This is a genomic window from Rhodomicrobium sp. R_RK_3 (assembly GCF_002198715.1).
GTDB lineage: Bacteria > Pseudomonadota > Alphaproteobacteria > Rhizobiales > Rhodomicrobiaceae > R-RK-3.
This window is the reverse complement of sequence record NZ_MWLK01000016.1, coordinates 41,328-66,991: the sequence shown is the minus strand read 5'-3', so window position 1 is coordinate 66,991 and position 25,664 is coordinate 41,328. Positions and strand designations below refer to the sequence as shown.

Below are 25,664 nucleotides of genomic sequence, written 5' to 3'. Positions count from 1 at the left end.
CGCTTTCGCGAGGCTGACAAACTACGAGCCCACGTCCGCCCTTAGCCCGGCGGCCTCGATGCCGGCGAGCACGCAGATCTCGTCATTCTCCGAGCTGTCGCCGCTGACGCCGATCGCGCCGATGAGCGTGCCGTTCGCGTCGCGGATCAGCGCGCCGCCGGGGACCGGGATCAGCGCGCCGCGCGCTAGCGTGTTGACCGCATCGACGAAAAACGGCTGTTCCTGCGCCCGCTTGAAAATGGCGCGCGGTCCGACGCCCAGCGCCAGCGCGCCATAAGCCTTGCCATGCGCCACCTCGCCGCGCAGCAGACTGGTGCCGTCCTGGGCAGCGAAGCAGACGAGGCAGCCGCGTGCGTCCAGCACGGCGACGGCGAGTGGTTTCAGCCCCAGTTCGGTGCTCTTGGCGAGGGCGGCGTCCAGGATAGTGCGGGCGGCGGTCAGCGTCAGGCTCATGCGGGGATGAACTCCTCGGTGGCGCGGTTTCGCCCTTGCGGCGGCGCGCCCGGTTTCGTCAGCGACATGGCGAGCAGTTGCGCGACATGGATCGGCCGGCGCCCCGACCCGTCCGCGATCTGGTGGCGGCAGGAGGTGCCGTCGGCGACGATGAGCGTGTCGGCGGGGGCGGCGCGCACGGCCGGGAGCAGGGACAGCTCGGCCATGGCGAGGGAAATGTCGACGGTCTCGGCCTGATAGCCGAAGGCACCGGCCATGCCGCAGCAGCTCGACTCGACGGTCTTGACGCTCAGCTCGGGCACGAGGCGCAGGGCGGCCTCGACGGCGCCCATCGCGCCGAAGGCTTTCTGGTGGCAATGGCCGTGCAGCAGCGCTTTGCGGGGCAGGGGGGCGAGCGGCAGTTGCAGGCGCTTGGCCTGATCTTCGCGCGCGAGAAATTCCTCGAAGAGAACGGCTCGAGCCGCGACCTCGCGCGCTGGTGCGCCGAGGCCCAGCGCCGTCATCTCGTCGCGGAAGGTGAACAGGCAGCTTGGCTCCAGGCCGACGATCGGGACGCCCCGCTCTGCAAAAGGGGCGAGCGCGGCAAGCGTGCGGATGGCCTCGTAGCGCGCCTGATCGACCAGCCCGGCGGCGAGGAATGTTCGTCCGCAGCAGAGGGGGCGGCCATCTTCGGCGGGACGCGGCAGGTGAACCCGGTATCCGCCCGCGACCAGCACATTGATCGCTGCGTCGATGATTTCCGGGTCATAGGCGCGATTAAAGCTGTCCGCCCAGAGCACGACTTCCGGCCCGTCGGCCAGGCCGACAGCCGCCGCCGCTTCCCGGAAAATATCGCCGCGCCAGCGGGGCAGGGGACGCTTCGCCGCTAGCCCGAGCGCCGCTTCGCTGAGCCGCGCGAGGCCGGGAACGGCATCGCGCAGGTTCAGCAGCCAGGGCACCCGCGCGGCATAGGGCGCATAGCGCGGCAGGTAGGCCACCAAGCGGTCGCGCAGCGACAGGCGGCCTTCCCGCGCCCGCGCCGCCAGCACCTCGATCTTCATGCGGGCCATGTCGACGCTGGTCGGGCATTCGCGCCGGCACGCCTTGCAGGAGACGCAGAGTTTCATCGTCTCCGCCATCTCGTCGGAGCCGAGCGCGCCCCGTCCGAGCTGTCCGGACAGCGCCAGCCGCAGGCTGTTGGCGCGGCCGCGCGTCAAATCGCGCTCATTGCGGGTGACGCGGTAGGACGGACACATGGCGCCGCCTTCGAGCTTCCGGCAGGCGCCATTGTTGTTGCACATCTCGACCGCGCCCGCGAAGCCTGCCGCCGGGCCGGGGAATTCCGACCAGTCGAGCGCGGGCTTGATGTCCGCAAAGCGATAGGCCGGGGCAAAGCGGAAATTGCTGCGATCGTCGAATTTGGGCGCGCGCACGATCTTGCCGGGGTTCATCAGCCCGCGCGGATCGAAGCGGTCCTTCACCTCCTCGAAGGCCCGCACCAGCCGCGAGCCGAACATCACCTCATGGAACTCCGACCGCACCAGCCCGTCGCCATGCTCGCCGGAATGCGAGCCCTTATAGGCCCGCACCAGCGCAAAGGCTTCCTCGGCGATGGCGCGCATGGCGGCGACATCCTTGTCGAGCTTCAAATTCAGCACCGGCCGCACATGCAGGCAGCCTTCCGAGGCGTGCGCATACCAGGTGCCGCGTGTGCCGTGGCGCTCGAACACTTCGGCCAGGCGCGCGGTGTAATCGGCCAGATGCTCCAGCGGCACGGCGCAATCCTCGACGAAGGAGACCGGCTTTCGCGCGTCCTTCATCGACATCATGATGTTGAGGCCGGAGGTGCGCACATCGGTCAGGCTCGCCTGCAAGGCAGGGTCGAGGATGTCGACCACGCCGCCCCATCGTGCGCCGCTTTTGTCCCAGCCGAAGCCGAGATCGCCCATCATCTCGTGCAACTGGCGCAGCCGGGCCAGATTCTCCGCCTCGTCCTCGGCAAATTCGACAATCAGCAGCGCCTCCGGCTCGCCCCGGACGACACGCTCGAAGGTCGGGCGGAAGATGGCGATCCCGCTGGCGAGCGCGATCATGGTGCTGTCGACCAGTTCGACCGCGATCGGCTTGAGTGTGACCAAATGCTGCGCCGACTCCATCGCCTTGTGGAACGAGCCGAAATGGCAGACGCCGACGCCGCGCCTGCCGAGCAGCGGCCACAGTTTCAGCTCGACCGCCGTGGTGAAGGCGAGCGTGCCCTCCGAGCCGACCAGGATATGGGCAAGGTTGACCGTGCCGTCATTGGATTTTCGCGGCGACAGCGCGTCGATATTATAGCCGCCGACGCGGCGCTGCACGGCGGGCATCCGGGCGGCGACTTCGTCGGCCTCGCGGGCGCCGAGCGCGATCAGGTCGGCGAAGACATCGCGCAAGGGATTGCCCGCGTCGAGGTCGGACAGGTCGGCGCGGACGCGGCCGAAATGCGCCTTGCGGCCATCGGCGAGCACCGCTTCGGCGGAGATGACATTGTCGCGCATGGTGCCGTAGCGCAGCGAGCGGCCGCCGCAGGAATTGTTTGCGGTCATGCCGCCGATGGTGGCGCGCGAGGCGGTCGAGACGTCGACCGGGAACCACAGGCCATGCGGCTTCAGCGCCCGGTTGAGTTCGTCCAGCACGATGCCGGGCTCGACGGTGCAGCGCCGCGCCTCGGCATCGAGCGAAATCAGCCGGGTGAGGTTCTTCGAGCAGTCGATGACCAGCCCGTCATTGACCGTCTGCCCGCATTGCGAGGTGCCGCCGCCGCGCGCCACCACGCTGACGCCTTCGGACAAGGCGATGGCAAGCGCATTCTCGGCCTCGCCGATAGTACCGGGAACCGAAATGGCAGTCGGCATGATCTGGTAATGCGAGGCATCGGTGGCGTAGCGGCCGCGGGAAAAAGCGTCCGTTAGGATCTCGCCGGCAGCACCGGATTTCAGCCGCCGCTCCAGGACCGGCATCATCCTGCCTGCCATGCCAACCTCTGCTTCCACGCCGCGACGTCCGCCGGATCTTGGGAGAAACCTCCGTCGAATCAACGGTCCCCAGCGCGTTTTCCCACAAAATCAGGCTTATTACGCATTGCCTGCTTGACATAAATTCGCATTCATCACTCTTAATAATCAAGACAATTCAGCGAATAATAACAATAGGAAGTACGCTGAGGATAAGACAGGGAGCGGAGCACGCCATGCCGGATCTGCCGACCAGGGTCGCCGGACGCCATTTTCTCCAGATTCCCGGCCCCACTCCCGTTCCCGACCGCATTCAGCGGGCCATGCATTCGGCGGTCATCGACCATCGCGGCCCCGAATTCCAGGCGCTCGCCCGGCGGGTGCTGAGCGGCATCAAGGCCATCTTCAAGACCAGCGGTCCGGTCATCATCTTCCCGGCCTCGGGCACGGCCGCCTGGGAGGCGGCGCTCGTCAACACGCTGTCCCCCGGCGACCGGGTGCTGATGTACGAGACCGGCCATTTCGCCGCGCTCTGGCACAAGATGGCGCTGAAGCTGGGGCTGGCGCCGACCTACATCACCTCGGACTGGCGCTCGGGCGCCGACCCGGAGGCCATCGAAACCGCCCTGCGCGCCGATAGTGAGCACAAGATCAAGGCCGTCTGCGTCGTCCATAACGAGACCTCGACCGGCGCGCTCTCCCGCATCGATGAGATTCGCAAGGCCATCGACGCCGCCCGCCATCCGGCGCTGTTCTTCGTCGACACCATCTCATCGCTGGGCTCGGCCGAATACCAGCACGAAGCCTGGGGCGTCGACGTCACCGTCGCCGGCTCGCAGAAGGGGCTGATGCTGCCGCCGGGCCTCTCCTTCAATGCCGTCAGCCCGAAGGCCATCGCGGCCTCGAAATCGGCGCGGCTGCCGCGCTCCTATCTCGGCTGGGACGAGATGCTGGCGGCGAACGAAAAGGGTTTCTTCCCCTACACGCCCGCGACGACGCTGCTCTACGGGCTCGACGCCGCCATCGCCATGCTGCAGGAGGAAGGGCTGGACAATGTCTTCGCCCGTCATCAGCGCCATGCCGAGGCGACGCGCCGGGCGGTCACCGCCTGGGGCCTCGACATCCTCTGCCGCGATCCGAAATATTACTCGCCCATCCTCACCGGCGTGATCACGCCTGAAGGCCACGATGCCGACGTGCTGCGCAAGACCGCGCTGGAGAGTTTCGACATTTCGCTCGGCATGGGGCTCGGCAAGGTCGCGGGGCGGGTGTTCCGCATCGGCCATCTGGGCGACACCAACGACCTCACTATCATTGGCGCGCTGGCCGGCGTGGAAATGAGCCTGCGCCTTGCCGGCGTGCCGCATCAGGCGGGCGGCGTCGATGCCGCCATGGGCTGGCTCGCCGAATGCCGCGAGCGCCGTCTCAAGCTGGCTGCCGAATAAACCGGCCATGTAGGCGCCGGACAACAGACGAGCGGGTCAACCGCCGCTAAAAACCATGGCCGCGTCGTCCCGAGCAAATGAGCGGCGACGGCCATTGCGAGGAAGCAACCCCAGGGAGACGCCTGACATGATACGCATGAATTCCCCGAGCATCGCTCTGCTCGCCGCCTGCGCCGCGCTCGCCGCCACAGGCCCCGCCGGCGCCGAGGGCTGGCAGCCGAGCAAGGCGGTCGAGATCATCGTGCCGGCCGGCGCGGGCGGCGCGTCCGACCAGATGGCGCGGATGCTGCAGGCGGCGATCCAGAAGCACGGGCTGATGAAGGAGGCGACTGTCGTCACGCTGAAGGGCGGGGCGAGCGGCGCCGAAGGTCTGATCGACATCAAATCCTCGCCGCCGGACGGGCAGAAATTCATCATCGCGCAATCGTCGATGTACACGCTGCCGCTCTCGACCAACATCCCCTTCAACTGGCGCGAGCTGACCCCGATCGCCATCATCGCGCTCGACGAATTCGTGCTCTGGAACAATGCCGCCGCGCCGGAAAAGACGGTGAAGGATTTCCTGGCCGCCGCCAAGGCGACGCCGATGAAGATGGGCGGCACAGGCTCCAAGCGCGAGGACCACATCCTCACGGCCTTCATGGAGCAGAAGGCGGGCGTCAAATTCGCCTATATCCCCTATAAGTCGGGCGGCGAGGCGGCGACGCAGCTCGTCGGCAACCACACCAACGCCAATGTCAACAACCCGTCCGAGAATGTCGCCGTCTGGCGCTCCGGACAGGTGCGGGCGCTCTGCCTGTTCGACACCCAGCGCATGGACTACAAGACCAAGGTCACCGCCGACCAGTCCTGGGCCGACATTCCAACCTGCAAGGAGGAAGGGCTCGACATCGACTACACCATGCCGCGCGCCATCTTCCTCGCCGGCAAGGCGCCGCCGGAGCAGGTCGCCTATTACACCGACCTGTTCAAGAAGATCGCCGCGACGCCCGACTATTCGGAATACATGGCCAACCAGGCGCTGAAGCCGGTCTTCATCGAGGGCGAGGACATGAAGAAATTCCTCGAAACCGACGAGGCCAAGCACAAGGCGCTGATGGCGACCGCCGGCTTCCTCGCGGGCTCCAACTGAGCCCGGCATTCCTCTCCCGCAAGCGTGCTCCCGTGCCGCTTGCGGCATCCCGCCTTTCGTCCAGGTGACCCATGGCAAGCGACAATGACATCCCCGAAGCGGCGACGCCCGCCGTCATCTCGCGCCGCACGGCGGAGATCGCCGTCAGCCTGATCCTCATCGCCCTCGGCATCCTGCTCGCCTGGGACAATTGGCGGGTCGGCGCGCGCTGGGCGGCCGATGGTCCGCAGACCGGCTTCTTCCCCTTCCGCCTCGCGCTGATCCTGATCGCGGCTAGCCTCTGGGGCCTGTTCGTCTCGGTCCGGGCGGCGGCGCAGGAGGGCGGCGCCTTTGTCGAACGGGCGCAGTTCAAGCGCGTGCTGCAAGTGCTGGTGCCGATGGTGATCTACGTGGTTTCCATCAGCTACCTCGGCATCTATGTGCCGAGCGGCCTCTTGGTGATCGGCTTCATGCGCTATCTGGGCGGCAGCAGTTGGCTGAGCGCCTGCCTGACCGGCATCATCTTCGCCGCGCTGGTCTTCGTGTTGTTCGACATCGAATTCCGCGTCTTGCTGCCAAAAGGCCCCATCGAGGCCTATTTCGGCTTCTGATCCGGAAGCCTGAGCGAAAACATTGGGGAGCCCGCGCCGATGGAAGCCTTAGACTCGCTGATGCACGGCTTCGCAGTGCTGATGACCTTCGACAAGCTCTTGCTGATGATGATCGGCATTTGCCTCGGCATCCTGGTCGGCGTGCTGCCGGGCCTTGGCGGCCCGAACGGCGTCGCCATCCTCCTGCCGCTCACCTTCGGCATGGACCCGACCTCGGCTATCGTCATGCTGTCCTGCCTCTATTGGGGCGCGCTGTTTGGCGGGGCGATCACCTCGATCCTATTCAACATCCCCGGCGAGGCTTGGAGCGTCGCGACCACCTTTGACGGCTATCCGATGGCGCAGAAGGGGCAGGCGGCGGAGGCGCTGACGGCGGCCTTTTCCGGCTCCTTCATCGGCTCCTTCGTCGCCGTGGTGCTGATCACCTTCCTCGCGCCGAGCATCGCCGGCTTCGCGCTGCGCTTCGGGCCGCCGGAATTTTTCGCGGTCTATTTCCTCACCTTCTGCACCTTCGTCGGCATCGGCCGGGAGGAGAAGCACAAGGTCATCATCTCGCTCGTCGTCGGCCTGCTGCTGGCGGCCGTCGGCATGGACACGGTGTCGGGCGACTTGCGCATGACCTTCGGCTCGATGGACCTGCTGAAAGGCTTCGACTTCCTCGTCGCGGTGATCGGGATTTTCGGCATCAGCGAGATTTTGCTGACCATCGAGGAGAAGCTCGCCTTCCGGGGGCATGCCTCGAACCTCTCCTTCCGCAAGGTCTTCAGCACCTGGGCCTCGCTGCCGCGCTATTGGGTGACCATCGTGCGCTCCTCGGCGATCGGCTGCTGGCTCGGCATCACGCCGGGCGGGGCGATCGCGGCCTCGTTCATGAGCTACAACGTCGCCAAGCAGGTGGCGCGCGACAAGGAGAGTTTCGGCAAGGGCCGCATCGACGGCGTGCTGGCGCCTGAAACTGCCGCCCACGCCGCCGGCACCTCGGCGCTGCTGCCGATGCTGGCGCTCGGCATTCCGGGCTCGGGCACGGCGGCGGTGCTGCTCGGCGGCCTCTTGGTCTGGGGCCTGCAGCCGGGACCGCTGCTTTTCGTCGAGCATAAGGAATTCGTCTGGGGCCTGATCGCCTCGATGTATCTGGGCAATATTGCCGGCCTCATCATCGTGCTGGCGACCGTGCCGCTCTTCGCCGCCGTGCTGCGCGTGCCGTTCCCGACCATCGCGCCGATGATCATCGTCTTCTGCGCCATCGGCGCCTATGCGGTCGAGAATTCGCTGTTCGACATCAAAACGATGCTGATCTTCGGCATCGTCGGCTATGTCTTCAAGAAGCTCGATTACCCGCTCGCGCCGCTCACGTTGGCGCTGGTGCTCGGCAAGCGAGCGGAGGACGCCTTCCGGCAGACCATGATCGGCTCCTATGGCGACCTGTCGGTGCTGTTCTCGAACGGGCTGGTGGCGACGATCATGATAACCGCCATCCTGATCCTGTTCTGGCCGCTCTGGTCCAGAATCATCGGCGGCCTGTCCGGCGCTGCCGCCAAGCGGAGTGATGTGCCGGCGGAGTGAAGCGCGCCCGCGTCCTTACCATCCATCTCCAGCCGAACCGCATTCGTCATCGAAGCCACGCAAGCTGCCGATTGAGTTGCTGCCAGATTATCTTTGCACGGATGGCCATCTTGCCGCAGGGCAGCCGGCCGGCGCGCGTAACGATTTCGGCTGGCAGCGGCGCGTTTCTCGCCAGGGAGCGTGAACAGTTCATCTGTGTACGGTTCAGGGGCGCACAGGAAAATCTCCGGCGCCCGTTGCTGCGGCGCCCTTCGAGATCCCCGCCCCAGGCATCTTCCCTCATTTGGAACAGCCGGCGCACTGCTGCTCCTTACCTCCCGCTCGGCTGCCTGCCCACGGCCAACCGCATTGGCCCGGCTCAGCCTCCAATGCGCCTAGATCAAATACACAGTATTATAGATTAACTATCCACTAAAACCGAGTTTGATAAATATATATCACCAAATTTACGATCAGGGCAGAAGAAATGAAAAGGCATCTTGTGAATTAAGATGCACGCAATACATTTCAGATAACTATCAAATGTCGAAATTCTAGAGTCCTGGATCGGATATGTCTATGCGTTATGTCGGCAAACTCGCCGAACCCGTTGCGCGCTGGCTCAAAGTCGACTCCGAGCGCGGCGTGACGGCCATCGAATACGGGATATTGGCGGCGTTGATTACGCTGGCGATCATTGTCTCGGTCACCCTGCTGGGCACGAACCTGGCGGCTACTTTCAACACCATCGCAACCAAGGTGAAGACCACCTAGAAGGACAAGATCATGCGTTTCATCGATAATATGGCGAAGCCGGTTGCGCGCTGGCTCAAGGTCGACTCCGAGCGCGGCGTGACCGCGATCGAATACGGCATCCTGGCCGCCTTGATCACGCTCGCGATCATCGTTTCGGTCACCCTGCTCGGCACCAATCTGTCGGCGACCTTCAACACCATCGCGACCAAAGTCAAAACGACCTAAGGGCGTCATCTCGCCGGTATCGTGATCGGCCTTGAACTTGTGCGAAGCGCCTTGCGGGGCGCGGACCACGGCCAGGCCGGTGGCCAGAGCCGGCCCGGTACGCCGCTGGAATGAAGAAAACAGCAATGGTCTTCCTATTCATGCATGCGCTGTTCTGGGCGATAAGCCTGGTGGCGCTTTGCATGAGCGCCGCGACCGATCTCAAGGAGCGCATCGTTCCGAACGAATTTGTCGGAGTGATCGCTGCCTGCGGGCTTGCCATCGGCCTGATGCTGCGTCCGGGTGAAATCTGGATCAGTGTCCTGGCCGCCATCGCAGTGCTGGTTGGGTTCGGCGTGCTTGCCCATTTCGACGTGATCGGCGGCGGCGACGTCAAGCTCATCAGCGCCGTGACGCTGCTGGTGCCGCCGGAGCGTATCGGCGTGCTCGTCGCCGCCATCACCCTGGCGGGCGGTGTTCTCGGCTGCGTCTATCTCGTCGTGCGCCGCCGCATGGAAAGCCCCGCCGCGCCGCAGGCCGATTGCCCGAGGGGCGACCCGCATACCAGCCGGTTCGGCCGGCTGCTCAGAGAGGAACGCGCCCGCATTCTTGCGGGTGAGCCAATGCCCTATGCGCTGGCCGTTTTCGGTGGTGTCGTCAGCTACATCGCGAGGGAGCTTCCGCAATGTTTTTCCGCAATATCCTGCTCGGTCTAGGTGCGCTTTTCGTGCTCGCCGGCGTCGCGCTGGCGGTGCTCTGGATCAATCAGCTCGGCGGCCCGGCCGCGACCGTTGTCACGGAAGTGGAGCAGCCGGCCAATCTGTCGGTCCTGGCGGCGACGCGGGATCTGCCCTCCGGCACCCTGCTGCGGCCGAGCGATATCGGCTGGAAAAACCTGGAGCCGGGCGAAATGCGGCCCGGCAACCTCCTGAAGGGCCAGATGACCGAAGCGGACCTGCAGGGCACCGTGACGCGGCGCGATTTCGCCACCGGCGAGCCGCTGATCGCCAGCGAACTGGTCATGCCCGGCGACCGCCGGTTTCTCGCCGCCGTGTTGAGGTCCGGCAAGCGCGCCGCCTCGATTTCGGTGGATGCCTCGCAAAATTCCTCCGGTCTCGTCCTTCCCGGCGACCGTGTCGACGTCATCCTCACCCAGAATCTGGGCGATGCGACCGGCGACCCGTCGCGCAAGTCGGTCGGCGAGACGGTGCTGCGCGACCTGCGCGTCGTCGCCGTCGGCCAGTCGCTCGGAGGCCAGGCCAAGCCGCCCTCGACCGACACGGCTGCTCCCACCGCCGAATCCACGGTGCCCAAGACCGTTACGCTCGAGCTCAGCGAGAGCGAGGCCGAGATCCTGTTCGTCGCCGGACAGCTCGGCGGCCTCCAGCTTTCCATCCGCCCGCTCGAGGGGACGGATGTCTCGATCGCCGCCGCCGAGCCGAGGCCGCCGACCTGGGCGTCCGACGTTTCTCCCGCGCTGAGAGAAATCGGCATCGCGCGGGCCGTGCGGCCGCCTTCGCCGCCGGCTCTACCTGCTCCGCCCCGGCCCGTACCGGTTGTGCCCGCGCCGGTCGTGGCCGCGCCGGCCCCGCCCAAGCCGACCTGCACACCGCCGCGAACCACGCCGGCGGCCGGGATCGAAGCCGCGGTCCGCTTCGCCCCCCGGGCCACCGATTGCCGTTGATGAGCCTGACTTTGCCGCGGATCACGCCATGACCGAGACGCTCAATGCCCCCGCCACATCAGCCGTCGGCCCGATCCGGCCCTCGGCGCCGACGGCGCGGGTGTTCGTCCGCGATCCCGAATCCGAGGGCATCATCCGGCAATCGCTACAGGCGCTCAGCATCGATGCCGAATTCACCCCCGGAAACGTCAAGACCGCTATCACCGCGCTGGCCAAGGAAATCTCGCCCCGCCTCCTGGTGGTCGATCTGACCGGGGTCGAAGATCCCGTGCTCAGCATCCGGGAGCTGGCCGAAGTCTGCGAGCCGGACATCCGCGTCGTCGTTATCGGCGACCGCAACGACATCGTGCTCTACCGCGACCTGAAGAATATCGGCATCCTGGAATATTTCCTGAAGCCGATCCTCCGCGACCTGCTGATCCGCACCTGCGCCAATGTCGTCACGCCGAATGCCGTCCGACCGTCGCTGCGCACCGGCAAGCTGATCTTCGTGCTCGGCGTCCGCGGCGGCGTCGGCTCGACCACCATCGCCACCAACACCGCCTGGTATTTCGCCGAAGCGCGCCGACGCCACACCATGCTGCTCGATCTCGACCTGCAGAATGGCGACGCGGCCTTGCAACTGGATTCCGTGCCGAGCAACGCCCTGCGCGACGCCTTCGAGAATCCCGAACGCGTGGACAAGCTGTATCTGGAGCGCGGCGTCAAGCACGTCACCGAGCGGCTCGACCTGCTGGCATCCCTGGAATCGCTGGAGACGCCGCTGATGCCCGCCGAACAGCCGGTCCTGTCGCTGATGGAGCGGCTGGTGCTGCGCTACCGCTTCGTCGTCGTCGATCTTCCCGCCGAGACCGCGCTCCGGATGCCGAGCATGCTGCGTCAATCGAGCATCTGCATGCTGGTCAGCAATTCCAGCCTCGCCGCCGCCCGCGATGTCGCCCGCTGGCGCGAATTCCTCGGCACCGATACGCCCGAGCGCAGCACCCTCCACATCCTCAACCACACAACGGCCCATGGCGGTCTCGCCGAAATCGATTTCGCCAAGGCTTGCGGACAGGCGCCCGATATCGTCATCCCCTATGACCGGGAAATCGCCGAGACCGCGACCTACGGCATCAAGGCGGCGCAGAAATCCAGCGTGTTCAAGCGCGGCCTCGCCATGATGTTGTGCAAGGTGACCGGCGAGCCGATGGAGAAGTCGGTGTCGTTCTTCAGCCGGATCTTCGGGTGATGGGCGACTTTGGCAAGAAGACCGTGGTCCCCGAACCGGTCGCCGAGCCGACGCCGGCCGCCAAGATCGAAATCGCCAAGGCCGCCGCGGCCGACGCGCATATGGAGGCCATCGCCGCGACGGCCAAGAAAGCCCCTGACATCATCCGCGACCAGGTGCTGTTGCGCATTGAGCCGGTCAATGCGGTCAGGATGACCCGGCAGGAGCTGACCGCCGTCGTCGACCGGCTGGTCTCCGAGATCGCCAATGAGCGCAAGCTCCTGCTCAATCAGACGGAGCAGGACACGCTCGGCCGCAACATCGTCGACGACATGATCGGGCTCGGGCCGATCGAGCCGCTGCTGCACGATCCCACCATCGCCGATATCCTGGTGAACGGTCCGAACATGGTCTATGTCGAGCGGCGCGGCAAGCTCGAGCTGACCGACATCAAGTTCCGCCATAATGCGCATGTGCTGCATGTCGCCCAGCGCATCGCGTCCTCGATCGGGCGCAGCGTCGATGAATCGAGCCCGCTGCTCGACGCCCGGCTCGCCGATGGCAGCCGCGTCAACGTCGTCATCGCCCCGATCAGCCTGAAGGGCCCTTGCCTCTCCATCCGCAAGTTCTCGCACGCGATTTTCGACTTCTCGCACATGGTGAAGCTGGGGACGGCCTCGCGGGAAATGGCGATCGCGCTGGAGATCGCGGCGCGCTGCCGGCTCAACATCATCATCTCCGGCGGCACCGGCTCGGGCAAGACGACGCTGCTGAATGCCTTCTCCAGCATGATCGATCCCGGCGAGCGCATCATCACCATCGAGGACGCCGCCGAGCTGAAGCTGCGGCAGGAGCATGTCGTCCAGCTCGAGACCCGCCCCGCCAATATGGAAGGACGCGGCGAGATCGACCAGCGCATGCTGGTGCGCAACGCGCTGCGGATGCGGCCGGACCGGATCATCGTCGGCGAGGTGCGCGGGCCGGAGGCCTTCGACATGATGCAGGCGATGAACACCGGCCATGACGGCTCGATGTCGACCGTGCACGCCAATTCCGCCCGCGATGCCCTGGCGCGCATGGAAAGCATGCTGCTGATGGCCAGCGCCAACCTGCCGATGCGGGCCATTCTCAGCCAGATCTCGCGCGGTATCGACCTCATCGTGCAGACCGAGCGCATGCGCGACGGCGTCCGTCGCATCACCGAGGTCGCCGAAGTGCTGGGGCTGGAGGAGGACACCATCATCCTCGGCCATCTGTTCAAATTCGAGTTCAAGGGCGAGAACCCGGATGGCAGCCTGAAGGGCGTGTTCCAGGCGACGCCGGTGCAGCCGGCCTTCCTGCAGCGGCTGGAATATTATGGCCTGGCAGACGCCTTCCTCGAAGCGGTCGGCGTCGAAAAGCTGCGGGACGACTGACCATGCTGATCCCGATCCTGACCATCGTCACCCTGCTGCTCGGCGGCGTCATCCTCCTGGTCGCCGTCCTGGTGATGACGCGCAATGCGCGCCTTGCCGTCGAAGACCGGGTGAAGCTGGTCGCGCCCGCGACCGTTGCGCAGGCGCCCGAGGCTTCGCTGGTCTCCTCCCTGCAGAAACTGGCGGCGAAGGTCGATGCGCGGCTGCGCGCCTTCTTCGCCTATGGCATCAAGCATACCTGGGGCATGAAGGCCAAGGCGCTGACCCTCATCCTCCTGTCCGCGACCGGCATCGCCATCACCTGGCTGCTGATGCACCGCACCTTTGGCCTGCCGCTGGCGCTAACCGTGCCGGCCTGTCTCGGCGCCGGCTTCATGCTGCCGCATTCCGTCCTTGGCTGGCAGCAAAGCCGGGTGGAGCGCAAATTCACCGACGTCTTTCCCGACGCCGTCGACACGGTCGCGCGGATGCTGCGCGCCGGCCTGCCCGCGACGCTGGCGATCCGCACGGTCGGCAACGAGGCGACGCCGCCAGTCAGCACCGTGTTTGGCATGATCGCCGACCAGATGCGCATCGGCATCCCGCTCGGCGAGGCGCTGGACGCCAGCAGCCAGCGCATCGGCCTTGCCGATTTCCGCTTCTTCTCCGTCGCCGTGGCGCTGCAGCATTCGACCGGCGGCAATCTCGTCAACACGCTCGACGTCTTGTCGCAGATCATGCGCAAGCGCCGCGCCGTGCGTCTCAAGGCCAAGGCGGTGACTTCCGAAATCCGCCTCTCCGCCTATGTGCTCGGCTCGCTGCCGCTGGTCACGTCGGCCGCGCTGCTCTTCATCCAGCCCGACTATCTCTCGCCGCTGATCTCCGATCCGCGCGGCCGGGTGATCCTGGTCATCGCCGCCGGCGGCCTCATCGTCTCCACCCTGACCATGCGGGTGATGATGAAGAGCGTGAGCGGGGAATGAGGCGGCCATGATCCAGTCCCTGCTTGCAGGTCTGTCGCCGAACGTGCTGCCGATCATCTGCGTCATCGCGCTGTTCATAGGCGGCGCGATCATGATCGTGGCGGCCAGCACGCGCGAGCGCGGCGAGCAGCTCGACCGCCGCGTTGCCATGGTGCAGTCGGCGACCGGCGCAACCGGGCGCGCCGCCTTGCGGCAGGCGCCGGAGGAGAGCCGGCGCAGCGCCGCCGCGCACGGGCTGACGGACGGCGAACACCGCCAGATCTTGCGGCTGTTCTCCAGATACAGCACCTCGGCGGATGTTGCGCTGGTCTATTTCACCGTGTCGCGGATCGTGCTCGCCTCCCTGGCCGGCGGTCTGGCGATGCTGCTGGTCTCCACCCGCTCGATCTGGCTGACCGTGCTGATCGCCCTGGCGGCGGCCGCCTTCGGCTGGTTCCTGCCGATGAAGCTGGTGCGCTGGAAATTGCAGCGCCACGCCGATCAGGTCGGCTCGGGACTGCCGGGCGGGCTCGAATTGCTGGCGATCTGCGTCGAGGCCGGCCTGTCGCTGGAGACCGGATTGCAGCGCGTCGCGCGCGAGTTGAAAGGCGCCCAGCCCGCGCTCGCCGACGAGCTGGCGCTGACCTGGGCCGAGATCACCATTCTGCCGAGCCGGGATCAGGCGCTCGCCAACCTCGCCGAGCGGATCAATCTGCCGAGCGTGCGCTCGGTGGTCGGCACGCTGGCGCAGAGCATGCGCTACGGCTCGCCCCTGGCGCAATCGCTGCGCAACGCGGCGGAGGAGATGCGCGGCGAACAGCTCATGGCGCTGGAGGAGCGCGCCAACCGCCTGCCGGCGCTGATGACCGTCCCGGTGATGCTGCTCATCATGCCGACGATCTTCCTCATTGTCGGCGGCCCGGCGATCCTCAGGCTGATCGATATTTTCACCGGGCCGAAATAGGGGAGGCTGGGCCCTATGGCTCTTCCGGCCGCACAATGTAGCGTGAGCTGCCGTTCAGCAGCATGATATTGTTGAGCGTCACGGGATTTTCGGGCTCGATCTGGAGGGCCTTTTCGAATAGCGCGCGGGCGGTCACCAGATTGCCGCGCAGCATGAAGGAATAGCCGCGATTGTTGAGGATTTGCGGGGTCTCGCCCGTCAGGTTGATCGCCTGCCCATAGGCGCGGTCGGCGAGGTCGAAGCGGCGCAGGCGGTCATAGCTGGCCGCGAGCCCGAGCCACGAGCCGGCGTCTCGCGGCGCCTTTTCGACGGCGTCGCGGAAGGCTTGCTCCGACAGGCCGTAATGGCCGCGATTGAACTGCTCGACGCCTCGCCGGTAAGACTCATCGGACGGATAGAATTTGATGTCGCCCGCGTCCTCGACGCTCGACGTGGTTTCCCAGCCGTTCGGCCTGCCAGGACCGCAGGCGCAGAGCGATAGTGCCAGCACGGCGAGCGCCAGCGGGGCCGCCCGGCGACCTATGATGCCGGCAGCCTGCCATTGCCCGAGCGGAGCCTCGGTGCTAGGCGGCTTCACCGTGCCGTCCTCATTGCCCGCCCCCGCCGCCGCCGCTGCCGCCGGTGCCAGTCGAACTAATCAGGTCCGGAGGCAGCGTCGGCACCTGCTCGCGCAGGCGCTTGGCGTCCTTATAGCGCTCGATGACGCCGGTCATTCGCGCGCCATTGGCGGGAATGCGCCGATTGTTGACCAGCGGCGGCCAGGGATCGATGACCATCGCCGCCTCGTTCACCGCTTTGGCATTCCCCGCTCCGACGGTGATGCCCTCGATGCGCTGCCGGTAGGGCGCGCCCCATGGCCGGTAATATTCATTGGCGCCGACTTGGTTCATCGTCGCCAAAAGAGCCAGCGCAATCGTGGTTGTTGTTATTTTTGTCATCGGCATTCCACTCTTTAGGGCGTCTGGAAATCACTTGCGGTCTTGGAGAATGATGTGGCCGTAGGGGCCGACGATGTCGCGTCCGGTCGTGACATATTCCGTATACTTCTTGGGGACATCGAGCTCGCCGCGCCAGAACAGGTCGCCGTCATTGCTGGGCAGGCGATCGTCGAGCGGCGTCGCCAGGCGCTGGCCCGGCGCGACCGGCTGCACCAGATGCGGCGTTACGATCACCACCAGATCCGTCTCCTGCTGCTGGTAGGCCGTGCTGCGGAACAAGGTGCCGATCACCGGCAGAGAGCCGAGCCAGGGGATTTGCGAGATGTCGCGCGTGCCTTGTGTCTGGAGCAAGCCGGCAATGGCAAAGCTTTGGCCGTCGCGAAGCTCGATGGTGGTGCGTGCCTCGCGCTTGGTCAGCGCCGGGATCAGAAAACCCTGATTGCGAATGGCGTTGGCGTAGTCGAGCTGGCTGACGGAAGGGGTCAGGCGCAGGTTGATGACGCCGTTCGCGAGGACGGTGGGCACGAATGTCAGTTGCACGCCGAAGGGCTTGTATTCGACGGTGATGGTGGCGACGCCAGCTGATCCCGGCTGCACCACCGGCACGGGAATTTCGCCGCCCGCCAGGAAGCTCGCCATGTCGCCAGAGAGGGCGACGAGGTCGGGCTCGGCGAGCCGCCGGGCAAGGCCCCTGGTTTCCAGGGCCGTAATCAACAGGTCGATATTGGCGCCGCCGCTGCTGACGACATTGGCGAGCGCGACACCGAAAGGCAGGCCCGTCGCGCTGCCGGCGAAGGTGTTCACGGCCTGAAAAAGAGGAAGCGTGCCTCCGGCCAGATCCGACCCGAGGGGCGATTTGAGGCGGTTGTCGACGCGCCCCTGTCCGGTTGTGACGCCTGCCGTACCCTTGTCGTTGTAGCCGAACCAATTGACGCCGAGATCGCGTCCTGTTTCCCGGTTGGCCTCGATGAAGCGGACTTTTAGCAGCACCTGCTGCGACGGCGCGACCTGCATGAGGTTGACGACTGGGATCTCCGGCGCCACGGCCTTGGCGATGGCGACCGCACGCTCGGCGTCGACGGCGTTGGCGGCCATGCCGGTCAACACCACCTGCTCGTTGCTGCTGGTGACGCGGATGCCCGGGCTCGAGGTGCTGGAGCGAATCTTCTCCGCGATATTGCCCGCATCGATCGTCACGGCGACGTCGAACACCCCGATCAATTGCTTGTTGGTGTCGAAGAGCGAGACATTGGTGGTGCCGACCTTCTTGCCCTGGATGTAGAGCACCCGGTTGGACATCGCCATCACGTCGGCGATGTCAGGCGATCCGACCACGGCGGTGTCGAAGGGGCGGTGCAGTTCGAAGGTGCGGGATTTGTAGCGGATGACGGTGACCCGGCGGACGCCGATGCCCTCATCCTCGATCAGGCCGCCACCCCCGGCCGAAGCTCCACGCAGGACAGGCGCGCCAATCCCGATCGCGGCGGCGAGTAGAGCGGCGAGGCCGCTGAGCCAATGGTTCCGAAGTCGTGACAAGGTCCAACCTTCGTGGTTGCCGAATTGTACTGACAAACCCTAGCGGCTTGGCTGGCCCGAAATTGTCGGGTAGCCCGATCGAGCTGACATCTCAGCCGCATACTCACGCGAGCGATCCGGTTCATGTTCCAATGCCTTACGGGAAGGCGGCACCCGAGCGGAGGGTGGTTGATTCTTAATAAGTCCTCAAGCTTAAGTTGAAAATGCGGCGCGATCACACGCCTGTAGCGGCGCGAGGGCCACTGTGGCCGCTCAGGTCGGGTGACAGGCCGTGGCGTTTATGGCGAGCGTACTGAAGCCTGGGGTGGTGAAGGTGAACGTATAGGCGATACTGACTCTGACGCCGCAAGCGACCGTGGTGACGGTGAAGGCGGAGGCCGCGACCGTCAGGCCCCAGGCCTCGGAGACGGCCTCGTTCTGGATCGCGCTGGTGGTTCCGCAATCGATGTCGTTGACCGCGCCGCAGCGGGCGGCGGCGTGGGTGGCGCGGTAGAGCGTGGTGTAGGTCCAGAGCAGGCGGGAGGTGTCCATTATGCCGAGCAGGAAGACGAACAGCACCGGTGCGATGATCGCGTATTCGATCGCGGCGGTGCCGCGCCGGCCGGCTAGGGTTCGCAAGAAGGATGTCCATGCCATTGCTAATTCTGCCTTACGATCGATTGCGCCGTCAGCGTCGAGGGCAACAGGAAGGTGTTGCTAAGGATGCTCGTGCGAGTCAGCGTCGCGTTGATGCGGATATATTGGCTTTGCGCGGTGTTGCCGGTGCAGGTGCCGCCGCAAGTGGCGACGACGATGCCGGACAAAGCGGGGCAGCCGCAAAATTGCGTCGGGGCGGGGCTCGCCGTGATGCCGGTGATGCCGCTCGAATTGGTGATGGCGTCGGAGATGCCGGTTGAGTTGAAGCCGTTTTTGACGGCGTAGAGCATCCCCGCCTCGACGGCGCCGTAGACCTGCATCGAGCCGAACATCGCAAAGCCGATCTCCACCACCCCGGTGAGCAGGAGAACGAACAGCGGCATGAACAGCGCAAATTCAATCGCCGCCGAGCCCTCCTTGCCGCGACGGAGGGAGGCGCGTTTCGGTTTGGTCCTGACCGGTCGCATCGGTTCCCCTATTCCACGATCTGGCTGGCGGCGGCGCCGCCGATGGCGCTGGTGCCGGCACTGCCGCAATTGCTGTTGAATGAGGCCCCGCCGGTGAACTGGACCCGGTAAGCGACGAGCTGGGTGCAGGTTGCGACGGTCGAGGTGCCGTTCGAGTAGATCACCTGCTGCGTCGGAAAATAGAGCGCGCCCGTGAAGTTCGTCGTCGAACCGCCGATGAAGCTGTTGATTCCGGTGGTCGGGGCCGTGCGGTCGCCGAAGAACACGATGCCCGCGAAAGTGCCGCTGGTCGGCGCGCTCAGCGTAACGTTCGAACCATTGCCGATCGAGGTGGTAGCATAGCCGCTGGTATTTTTGGTCATCACGATGGTGACGCCGGTGCCATTCACGGTCGATCCGCCGGTCACGGCGAATGAGCCGGTCTTGATGTAATAGACCCCCGCATTGAGCTTCACGTTCGCGCCATTGCCGATCGCCAGGCCGCCGCAATAGGTTCCGGCGTTTAAGGTCTGGACGGAGGCGGAATAGGCGATCACCTTGTTGGTATTGGCGCAGCCTGTCGGCGTCGTCATGGCGACCGACGCGTAGGGATCCGCCGTAACGGCCTGGTTGATCTGCACGGTATTGGGGGTTCCGGAAATGGTAACCGCACCGCCCCCGCTGACGGAGGATTGGCCCTTCACCGACATGGATTTCGCATTCAGCGCCGAGCCGCCGGTTACCGAAAGGGCGGCCGAGCCGGAGGAATTCACGGCGCCGCCGCATTGGTTGAGATTGACGGTCGCGCCATTGCTGACCGAGAACCCCGTCCCCGACGTGGTATCCGTGGTCAGGACGCAGAAGCCGCCCCCCGTGCCCTTGATGGCTACGGACCGCGCCGTGACATTGAACACGGCCGAGCTCAGCACGCTGACCAGCTTCAGCGTCTGCGGCTGCACGACGATGACTTCGACCGCCCCCGCGGTGCTGACATTGCTGCCTGTCGCGGGCGGCTTGTTGACGGTGACGACGACGCCGCTCGCCCCGTCGACGAAGCTGCCCGTCGCGGCGATGGCGCGCGCCTCCATCGCATAGTCGGTGGGATTGCCCTTGGCCAGCGCGACCGCCGCGCCGATGGCGGCGCCATCGGCGATCGTCTGCATCTGGCGCTGCTTGTAGATGATGAAGGTGACCTCCGTGCCGAGCGCCACCATGCCCATCAGCCCCGTCATGGCGAGGCCGATCATGATCGCGACGCTGCCGCGCTCCTCCGCCAGAAATCGCCACGCCGATGGCGCAGCCCGAATCCAGGCCCTCTTCGCGAAGGTCGAAATACCGAAGTTCATCCCGTCAGCATGGACCTTTCGCCGAGGGAGGCGGAAATAAACTGAATTGATCCGTAAGGCGCCAGCCTTTTTACTGGGTCAATTTGTAATAAATCGGCCCGGCCGCGATAATACTTTTCGCCGTCGCCGGTTAAGGCGCCGCCCAGGCGATCAATGCCAAACCCGGAATTCCCGGACATAGTCGGGCACTTCGGCCGCCGGCATGGGACGGGCGAAGAGATAACCCTGGCCCATCTCGCAATTCATGCTTTGCAGCAGCGCCAGTTGCTCGGCGGTCTCGATGCCCTCCGCGGTCACGCCGAGTCCAAGCGCTCCGGCCATCTTGATGATGCCGTCGACGATGGCGCGGTCGCGGGCATCCTCCAGGCAGTCGCGGACGAACATGCGGTCGATCTTGATGCGGTCGACGGGCCAGTTCTTGAGATGCTTCAGCCCCGCATAGCCAGTGCCGAAATCGTCGAGCACGATCAGCACGCCCGCTTTCTTCAAAAATTTCAGCATGTCGAAGAGCCTGGTGTCCTTGTCTTCGAGGATGATCTGCTCGGTGACTTCGAGGATGAAATCCTGAGGTCTGAGCTGGTGGTCCGCGATCACGCCGAGGAATTCCCTGGCGAAATCCTCGTTCAGGAAATCGGCGGCCGAGGCGTTGATTCCGAGCACCCCGCAATCCAGTCCCGTATGCTGCCAGGCCTGGCGATGGGCGGTCATCTGCATCAGCATCGAGCGCGTGAGCAGCGGCGCCAGCTCCTTGTCGTCGAACAGGCCGTGGAAATCGGCCGGGGCGAGCACGCCGGCGTCGTTGGTGTCCCAGCGCGCCAGCGCCTCGAAGCCGACCAGCGTCATGGTCTTCAGGTCGAATTTCGGCTGGTAATAGGGCACGAATTCGCGGGCCTCGAGCGCCCTGCGATATTCGCGGGAGATGTTCGCCGGGTTCGCCGAGCGCCTGTCGAGGCGCGGAATATAGAGGCGGCAGACGTTGCGGCCGGTGGTTTTCGCCGCATAAAGCGCGGCGTCGGCGCACCGGTAGAGGTCGTCGAGGGTGCTGGCGTGCAGCGGCGCCAGCGCGATGCCGAGACTGGCGCGGCCAAGATCGGGATTTCCGGTGATCTCGGCGATGCCGTGCAGGTTGTTCAAGATGCGTTCGGCGAAACGGCGCGGCGCTTCCTGACCGTCAATGTCGGTGAGCAGGATGGCGAATTCGTCGCCGCCGATCCGCGCCACCAGGTCCTGCTTGCGCACCGACAGGGTGAGCTGCCCGGCGACGCGGCGCAGATAGACGTCGCCTTCGGCATGGCCCCAGCGGTCGTTGACCGATTTAAAATGGTCGAGGTCGAGCAGGATCAGCGCGCAGCCGCGCGTTTGCGACTGCCGGTCCAGGATGGCGGTCGCGAATTCGCGGAACTGCTTCAGATTGGCGAGGCCGGTGAGATTGTCGCAATGGGCAGCGTCCCACAGATCCTGCTCGCGCAGATGCCTAGCCGCCATCTCCTCCTTTAGCTCCAGCCGCATCCGGTGCATGTGCAGCACCGAACTGGCGACGGCGCCGAGCTTGGTCAGGAGCGCGATTTGAGCGTCGGTGAAGGCGTGCGGCTCGAAATCGATGGCGCAAAGCGCGCCGACCGGCGTCCCCGGCTCGGCCTCGAGCGGCACGCCGGCATAGGCGCGGACATGGGGCGGCTCGGTGACGAGAGGATTGGAGGCAAAACGCGCATCGGCGGCCGCGTCCTCGACCAGCGTCGCCTCGGGGGTCAGCATGGTCTGATTGAAAAACGCCATGCCGCCCGAGGACTCCCCGAGTTCGAGGCCGATCTGGGCCGCGAAACGCTGGTCTTTCTCGTGCAGCATCGAGACCAGCGATATCGGCGTCTCCATGACGGCCGAGGCGATGGCGCAGATCTCCCGCAGCGCTTCGCTATGCGCTCCTTCGTCCACGGTTTGGTCAATCGCTGGCGCCGGCGGGAGCGTTTCACTCTCCGGCGTTGAGAACGGCATTACGCACCACCAACATCGCAGTTCGACCAGAACGATAGCGAGACAAGGGATAAGAGTGCTTTAACCCGGGGCGGCAGATTGTCGGAACCGGGCCGCGGCAGCGTGCCAATTGCGCGGTCGTCGCGGCAGGCCGCAACCTCGCGCATCGCTCAACAATCGGGTGGAAGCGTTTTCAGTGCCGCTCCGGCGGCGCCTCCATCGGGGGGCAGTTGAGAAGCACAAAAATTTGATGGTCTGCGCCGCTCTTGCCGCTGCTGTAGCATCGTGGAACAGATACACGCGCTTTTTGTCCCGAATCAGGAAATCCCGCTCCCGCCGGAAGGGATTATTACCCGACCAGCGCCTGATGCAGCGCCAGATCATGGCCGCGGGTTGCGAGCGCCGCGCGCGATGACCACGTAATCTGTATGAAACAAATATATCTCGCCGCAATCGCGATAGGCTTCTCAGCGACGCTTGCTTCGGCGCAGAATGTGCAACTCTGCGATAATCAAGCCGAGCTCCAGCGCGACGATTGCGAACGCACCGCCCCTGACAACAATGCCAGCCTGCGGTGCACGGACAGCTATCTCAACGCGATGAATAGCTGCGACATCAATGCGATCGGGCAGACCGGCAACACGCTCGGGGAGTCCCGCGCCAAGCCTTTCTACAATGAGGCTCAGGCCCGCGCGAGACCGCAGGCCCGCCAGGTCCGCCCCAATGGCATCGATCGGGGTTTGCGCACGCCTTACATGCCGCCGATCCAGGAGAGGGCGGCTCCGGCTATGCCGGGGAGAACGTCGCCCAATGTCGGACCGTTGGAGCCGAGGACCTACGAGGTTCCTCAATTGCGGAACAGCAACCCGGTTACCCGGTAGAGCTCGTTCGACGAGGCCACGCGCCGTACAGCGGCGCGTGGCGCGCCGGCTTTAGCGCTGCGCCGTGGCGATGGCCGCCGGCCCTGCCTTCAGCTTGATGGCGCCGACCGGCTTCAGGTCCTTGCCGTCGAAGCCGAACATCTGCAATTCCCGCTCGATCATGCACTGCACGATGACGGTTTTGCCGTCCTTGCTCCAGGCGGCGCCCTGGCACCAGTGTCCGACCTTGGCCTCCGCCACCTTGGCCAGCTTCGTGTCGTTCACCGACAGGATCACCACGAGACCGTTGTCGTTGAAGAAGGGCGAGGCTTTGGGCTTGTTCGAGCCGTTCATCACCGTCACCGCCACGAACTGCCCATCCGGCGACATCTTCAGCCCCTCCGGCGTCTGCCCGACCGTGAAGGTCTCGACGACGCGGGGCGGGCTGGCCTTCATGTCGATCAGGCTGACCGTGTCGGCATCGCCTGAACCGGTGCCGATATTGGCGACCGCCGCCACGTCGCCGCGCGCGCTGATGTCGACGCCATAGGGCCGGATGCCGGCGCTCAGCTCGCGCTTCGACGCCTCCACGTTGCCACCGTCGATGGTGAGCACCGAGATCTTGTGATCGCCGTCGCGGGTGACTAGGGCTGTCTTGCCGTCTGGCGTAAAGGAGATGCCGCTCGGCCCGGATTTGGCGTCGCCCAGCGCGATCTTCGGCCCGGCCGTAAGCGCGCCGCCGACGATCGTGAACACCGAGACGGTGCCTTCATTGCGGTTGGCGACCAGGGCCAGATTGCCGCTCGGATGGATGGCGACGCCCGCCGCGCCGGGGCCGGATTCGAGGGTGGCGGTGACGGCCGGCGGCGTCGCCTTCAGGTCGATGACGCTAACGCGGTTATCCGGCACCACCTTTTTCGGGTCGGCCGGATCGAGCTTGGTCGCCGCGCTCACCAAGGCGATCGATCCGTCGGGCGAAACGGCGACGCTGGTCGGCGGCCCGACGACGCTCGCGGGTGCGGCGATCTCGGCGATGACTTTCGGCGGCATGGCGCTGAGATCGATCAGCGTCACGCTGTCCGGCACGGGCGGATCGACCACCGCATTGGCGCCGTCGTTCAAGGTCGCCCGGCCGTCATTGGCCGAGACGGCGATTTGGGCGTTGGCGCCGCAAATGCAGGCGGACAGCACGAAAAGCCCGGCGGCGAAGCCGGTCAAATGCTTGGATCGCATAGCAAATCCTCCCCAATGTTTGCCGCATTACACGCGCTCTCGACGCGCGGCGGCGGCTTAGCTTAACACGGCAGGCGATGAGGGCGCGATGCCGACTGAGGTCCGGCGGGGGCAGTACTTGCGAGCGTGCTCGGAATAGTGGTGTTTGACAATAATTATTAGCGCCCGCGCAACCACAACCTGCAAGGGACGCGGCGCGATTGCGCCGGCGCGCTCCGGCGGAAAGCTTTCTTAACCGCTTCGGCCCGCAGATGCATGACGCTGTCGGAGGAACGCCATGCAAGGCCAGACGATCCTGAAGCGCTGCCTCCATGCCATGGCGGCCACGATGACGATTCTTGCCGCCCCCGGATCAGCGACCGCCGAAACCCTGCCGGACTTCATGGAGCCGATTGCCGGCCTCACCCAATCGAGCCCCGAGGAAACGGCGACCAAGAACGTGCTGGCGCTGAATACCGTCATGTTCGAGCTCTATGGCGACGCGGCGAAAGTTTTCCGCGCCAACATCCTCGCCAAGCACCCGGTCATCCTGGCGCTGTTCTCGGGCGCCGGAGGCCGCTTCATCCTCTACCGCCCCGGCCAGCCCCCGCTCGACGCGCCGCCCGTCCCCATCGCCTACCAACTGCTGAAATCGGTCGGCCACGCCACCATGGCGCTGACGCAAGTGGTCGGCCCCTATCTCGACAATCCGGACAACCAGTCCTGGCGCGCCTCGATGCTGGCCTACCGCAGCCGGATGCAGTCGGCGCTGGATGGCCTCGGCCTGACCGACATGCCGGAGGACTGGCGCGAGAACAACCGCGTCATCCTCCAGAACAACATCGCCTTCATGGACGCCGCCCTGGATCAGGGCGTCGTCAGCTTCGCCGAGCTGGCCGATTTCTCCAGGCATCAGGCGCCGTTCCTGAAGCTGAACGTCGCCTGGGCGGCTCAGACCCAGGTCGCCCATTGGATGGGTGTGCTGACCGACTGGAAGGCGATGCTCGGCCCCGACTGGGACAAGACCTATGCGGCCAGCAACACCATCTACGTGGCCCGGCAGAACAACGTGCTGTTCAGCGTGCTGGCGCAGTTTTTCGGCCCCGAGGCGATCAACAGCCGGCTGATGCTGATCGAGACGGTGTCGTTCACCACGACGCCCGAGGACATGCTGGATTCGCTCACCCGCATCATCGCCGACCGCTCGGTCGGGTCGCTGTTCTTCGGCAATTACCACCTGATGGATTACGAGCTGATGGGCGGCGATGCCCGCGCCGCCATCCAGGCCGAAAGCGACAAGCGCGGCACCAAGGCTTTCCTGCCGCCCGCCGTCCCCTTCGGCTCGAACCAATGGCCGACGCTGGTGACGCCGGGGCCGGGCCCGACCTCGATCTCCGAATTGCCCTAGGAGCCG

General features: G+C 65.5%; 24 protein-coding genes. 14 read left to right on the top strand and 10 right to left on the bottom strand.

Annotated elements, in window-relative coordinates; genetic code table 11:
• Positions 1–21: 21 nt before the first annotated feature.
• On the bottom strand, positions 22–453 hold the full coding sequence (locus BLEFHOIH_RS08685; protein WP_088344443.1) for a heme-binding protein: 432 nt from the start codon (positions 451–453) through the stop codon (positions 22–24).
• On the bottom strand, positions 450–3,443 hold the full coding sequence (locus BLEFHOIH_RS08680; RefSeq protein ID WP_088344441.1) for an FAD-binding and (Fe-S)-binding domain-containing protein: 2,994 nt from the start codon (positions 3,441–3,443) through the stop codon (positions 450–452). Before BLEFHOIH_RS08680 ends, BLEFHOIH_RS08685 begins: the two co-directional genes overlap by 4 nt.
• Positions 3,444–3,658: 215 nt before the next feature.
• Between BLEFHOIH_RS08680 and BLEFHOIH_RS08675 the strand changes: the two genes are divergently transcribed.
• The 12 genes from BLEFHOIH_RS08675 (at position 3,659) to BLEFHOIH_RS08620 (ending at position 15,305) form a co-directional block, all read left to right on the top strand.
• On the top strand, positions 3,659–4,867 hold the full coding sequence (locus BLEFHOIH_RS08675; RefSeq protein ID WP_088344439.1) for an aminotransferase class V-fold PLP-dependent enzyme: 1,209 nt from the start codon (positions 3,659–3,661) through the stop codon (positions 4,865–4,867).
• A 127-nt stretch (positions 4,868–4,994) separates the two neighbouring features.
• A complete protein-coding gene (locus BLEFHOIH_RS08670; protein WP_170937064.1) occupies positions 4,995–5,999 on the top strand; it encodes a tripartite tricarboxylate transporter substrate-binding protein in 1,005 nt (334 codons plus the stop codon).
• A gap of 71 nt (positions 6,000–6,070) precedes the next feature.
• A complete protein-coding gene (locus tag BLEFHOIH_RS08665) occupies positions 6,071–6,589 on the top strand; it encodes a tripartite tricarboxylate transporter TctB family protein (RefSeq protein WP_088344437.1) in 519 nt (172 codons plus the stop codon).
• A 39-nt stretch (positions 6,590–6,628) separates the two neighbouring features.
• Positions 6,629–8,152, top strand: coding sequence for a tripartite tricarboxylate transporter permease (locus tag BLEFHOIH_RS08660; RefSeq protein WP_088344435.1), 1,524 nt, complete (start codon positions 6,629–6,631; stop codon positions 8,150–8,152).
• 558 nt (positions 8,153–8,710) lie between these two features.
• A complete protein-coding gene (locus BLEFHOIH_RS08655; protein ID WP_088344433.1) occupies positions 8,711–8,905 on the top strand; it encodes a Flp family type IVb pilin in 195 nt (64 codons plus the stop codon).
• A 30-nt stretch (positions 8,906–8,935) separates the two neighbouring features.
• Entirely contained in the window at positions 8,936–9,112 is a 177-nt protein-coding gene (locus BLEFHOIH_RS08650; protein WP_088344665.1) for a Flp family type IVb pilin, read from the top strand.
• A gap of 125 nt (positions 9,113–9,237) precedes the next feature.
• Positions 9,238–9,807: a prepilin peptidase gene (locus tag BLEFHOIH_RS08645; protein WP_088344431.1), complete on the top strand. Its 570-nt coding sequence runs from the start codon at positions 9,238–9,240 to the stop codon at positions 9,805–9,807.
• Entirely contained in the window at positions 9,777–10,775 is a 999-nt protein-coding gene (gene cpaB / locus BLEFHOIH_RS08640; protein ID WP_088344429.1) for a Flp pilus assembly protein CpaB, read from the top strand. Before BLEFHOIH_RS08645 ends, cpaB begins: the two co-directional genes overlap by 31 nt.
• Positions 10,776–10,803: 28 nt before the next feature.
• On the top strand, positions 10,804–12,006 hold the full coding sequence (locus tag BLEFHOIH_RS08635; protein ID WP_088344427.1) for a cellulose synthase operon protein YhjQ/BcsQ: 1,203 nt from the start codon (positions 10,804–10,806) through the stop codon (positions 12,004–12,006).
• A complete protein-coding gene (locus BLEFHOIH_RS08630) occupies positions 12,006–13,400 on the top strand; it encodes a CpaF family protein (RefSeq protein WP_088344425.1) in 1,395 nt (464 codons plus the stop codon). Before BLEFHOIH_RS08635 ends, BLEFHOIH_RS08630 begins: the two co-directional genes overlap by 1 nt.
• 2 nt (positions 13,401–13,402) lie before the next feature.
• On the top strand, positions 13,403–14,362 hold the full coding sequence (locus tag BLEFHOIH_RS08625) for a type II secretion system F family protein (RefSeq protein WP_088344423.1): 960 nt from the start codon (positions 13,403–13,405) through the stop codon (positions 14,360–14,362).
• A 7-nt stretch (positions 14,363–14,369) separates the two neighbouring features.
• Complete coding sequence (locus tag BLEFHOIH_RS08620) at positions 14,370–15,305, top strand: type II secretion system F family protein (protein ID WP_088344421.1); 936 nt, start codon at positions 14,370–14,372, stop codon at positions 15,303–15,305.
• 13 nt (positions 15,306–15,318) lie between these two features.
• Here the strand turns inward: BLEFHOIH_RS08620 and BLEFHOIH_RS08615 are convergent, their stop codons facing one another.
• The 7 genes from BLEFHOIH_RS08615 to BLEFHOIH_RS08585 all read right to left on the bottom strand — a co-directional run bounded on the left by BLEFHOIH_RS08615 (position 15,319) and on the right by BLEFHOIH_RS08585 (position 22,139).
• Positions 15,319–15,882, bottom strand: a complete 564-nt coding sequence (locus BLEFHOIH_RS08615) for a tetratricopeptide repeat protein (protein ID WP_245296927.1) — start codon at positions 15,880–15,882, stop codon at positions 15,319–15,321.
• 10 nt (positions 15,883–15,892) lie between these two features.
• On the bottom strand, positions 15,893–16,243 hold the full coding sequence (locus BLEFHOIH_RS08610; protein ID WP_125461633.1) for a hypothetical protein: 351 nt from the start codon (positions 16,241–16,243) through the stop codon (positions 15,893–15,895).
• Positions 16,244–16,273: 30 nt separating this feature from the next.
• On the bottom strand, positions 16,274–17,779 hold the full coding sequence (locus BLEFHOIH_RS08605; protein ID WP_088344417.1) for a type II and III secretion system protein family protein: 1,506 nt from the start codon (positions 17,777–17,779) through the stop codon (positions 16,274–16,276).
• 252 nt (positions 17,780–18,031) lie between these two features.
• The gene (locus BLEFHOIH_RS08600; RefSeq protein ID WP_245296926.1) at positions 18,032–18,397 is read right to left on the bottom strand and encodes a TadE/TadG family type IV pilus assembly protein; all 366 of its coding nucleotides are present in this window, start codon (positions 18,395–18,397) and stop codon (positions 18,032–18,034) included.
• 20 nt (positions 18,398–18,417) lie between these two features.
• Complete coding sequence (locus BLEFHOIH_RS08595) at positions 18,418–18,882, bottom strand: TadE/TadG family type IV pilus assembly protein (protein ID WP_088344413.1); 465 nt, start codon at positions 18,880–18,882, stop codon at positions 18,418–18,420.
• Positions 18,883–18,890: 8 nt separating this feature from the next.
• On the bottom strand, positions 18,891–20,207 hold the full coding sequence (locus BLEFHOIH_RS08590) for a pilus assembly protein TadG-related protein (protein ID WP_088344411.1): 1,317 nt from the start codon (positions 20,205–20,207) through the stop codon (positions 18,891–18,893).
• Between the two features lie 150 nt (positions 20,208–20,357).
• The gene (locus BLEFHOIH_RS08585) at positions 20,358–22,139 is read right to left on the bottom strand and encodes a GGDEF domain-containing protein (protein WP_170937063.1); all 1,782 of its coding nucleotides are present in this window, start codon (positions 22,137–22,139) and stop codon (positions 20,358–20,360) included.
• 467 nt (positions 22,140–22,606) lie between these two features.
• Between BLEFHOIH_RS08585 and BLEFHOIH_RS08580 the strand changes: the two genes are divergently transcribed.
• Positions 22,607–23,059, top strand: coding sequence for a hypothetical protein (locus BLEFHOIH_RS08580; protein WP_088344407.1), 453 nt, complete (start codon positions 22,607–22,609; stop codon positions 23,057–23,059).
• Positions 23,060–23,110: 51 nt separating this feature from the next.
• On the opposite strand, the gene BLEFHOIH_RS08575 is transcribed toward BLEFHOIH_RS08580, so the two are convergent.
• Positions 23,111–24,271, bottom strand: coding sequence for a YncE family protein (locus BLEFHOIH_RS08575; protein WP_088344405.1), 1,161 nt, complete (start codon positions 24,269–24,271; stop codon positions 23,111–23,113).
• A 277-nt stretch (positions 24,272–24,548) separates the two neighbouring features.
• Between BLEFHOIH_RS08575 and BLEFHOIH_RS08570 the strand changes: the two genes are divergently transcribed.
• Positions 24,549–25,658 (top strand): hypothetical protein, encoded by a 1,110-nt coding sequence (locus tag BLEFHOIH_RS08570; protein WP_245296925.1) that lies wholly within the window; start codon positions 24,549–24,551, stop codon positions 25,656–25,658.
• Positions 25,659–25,664: the final 6 nt, after the last annotated feature.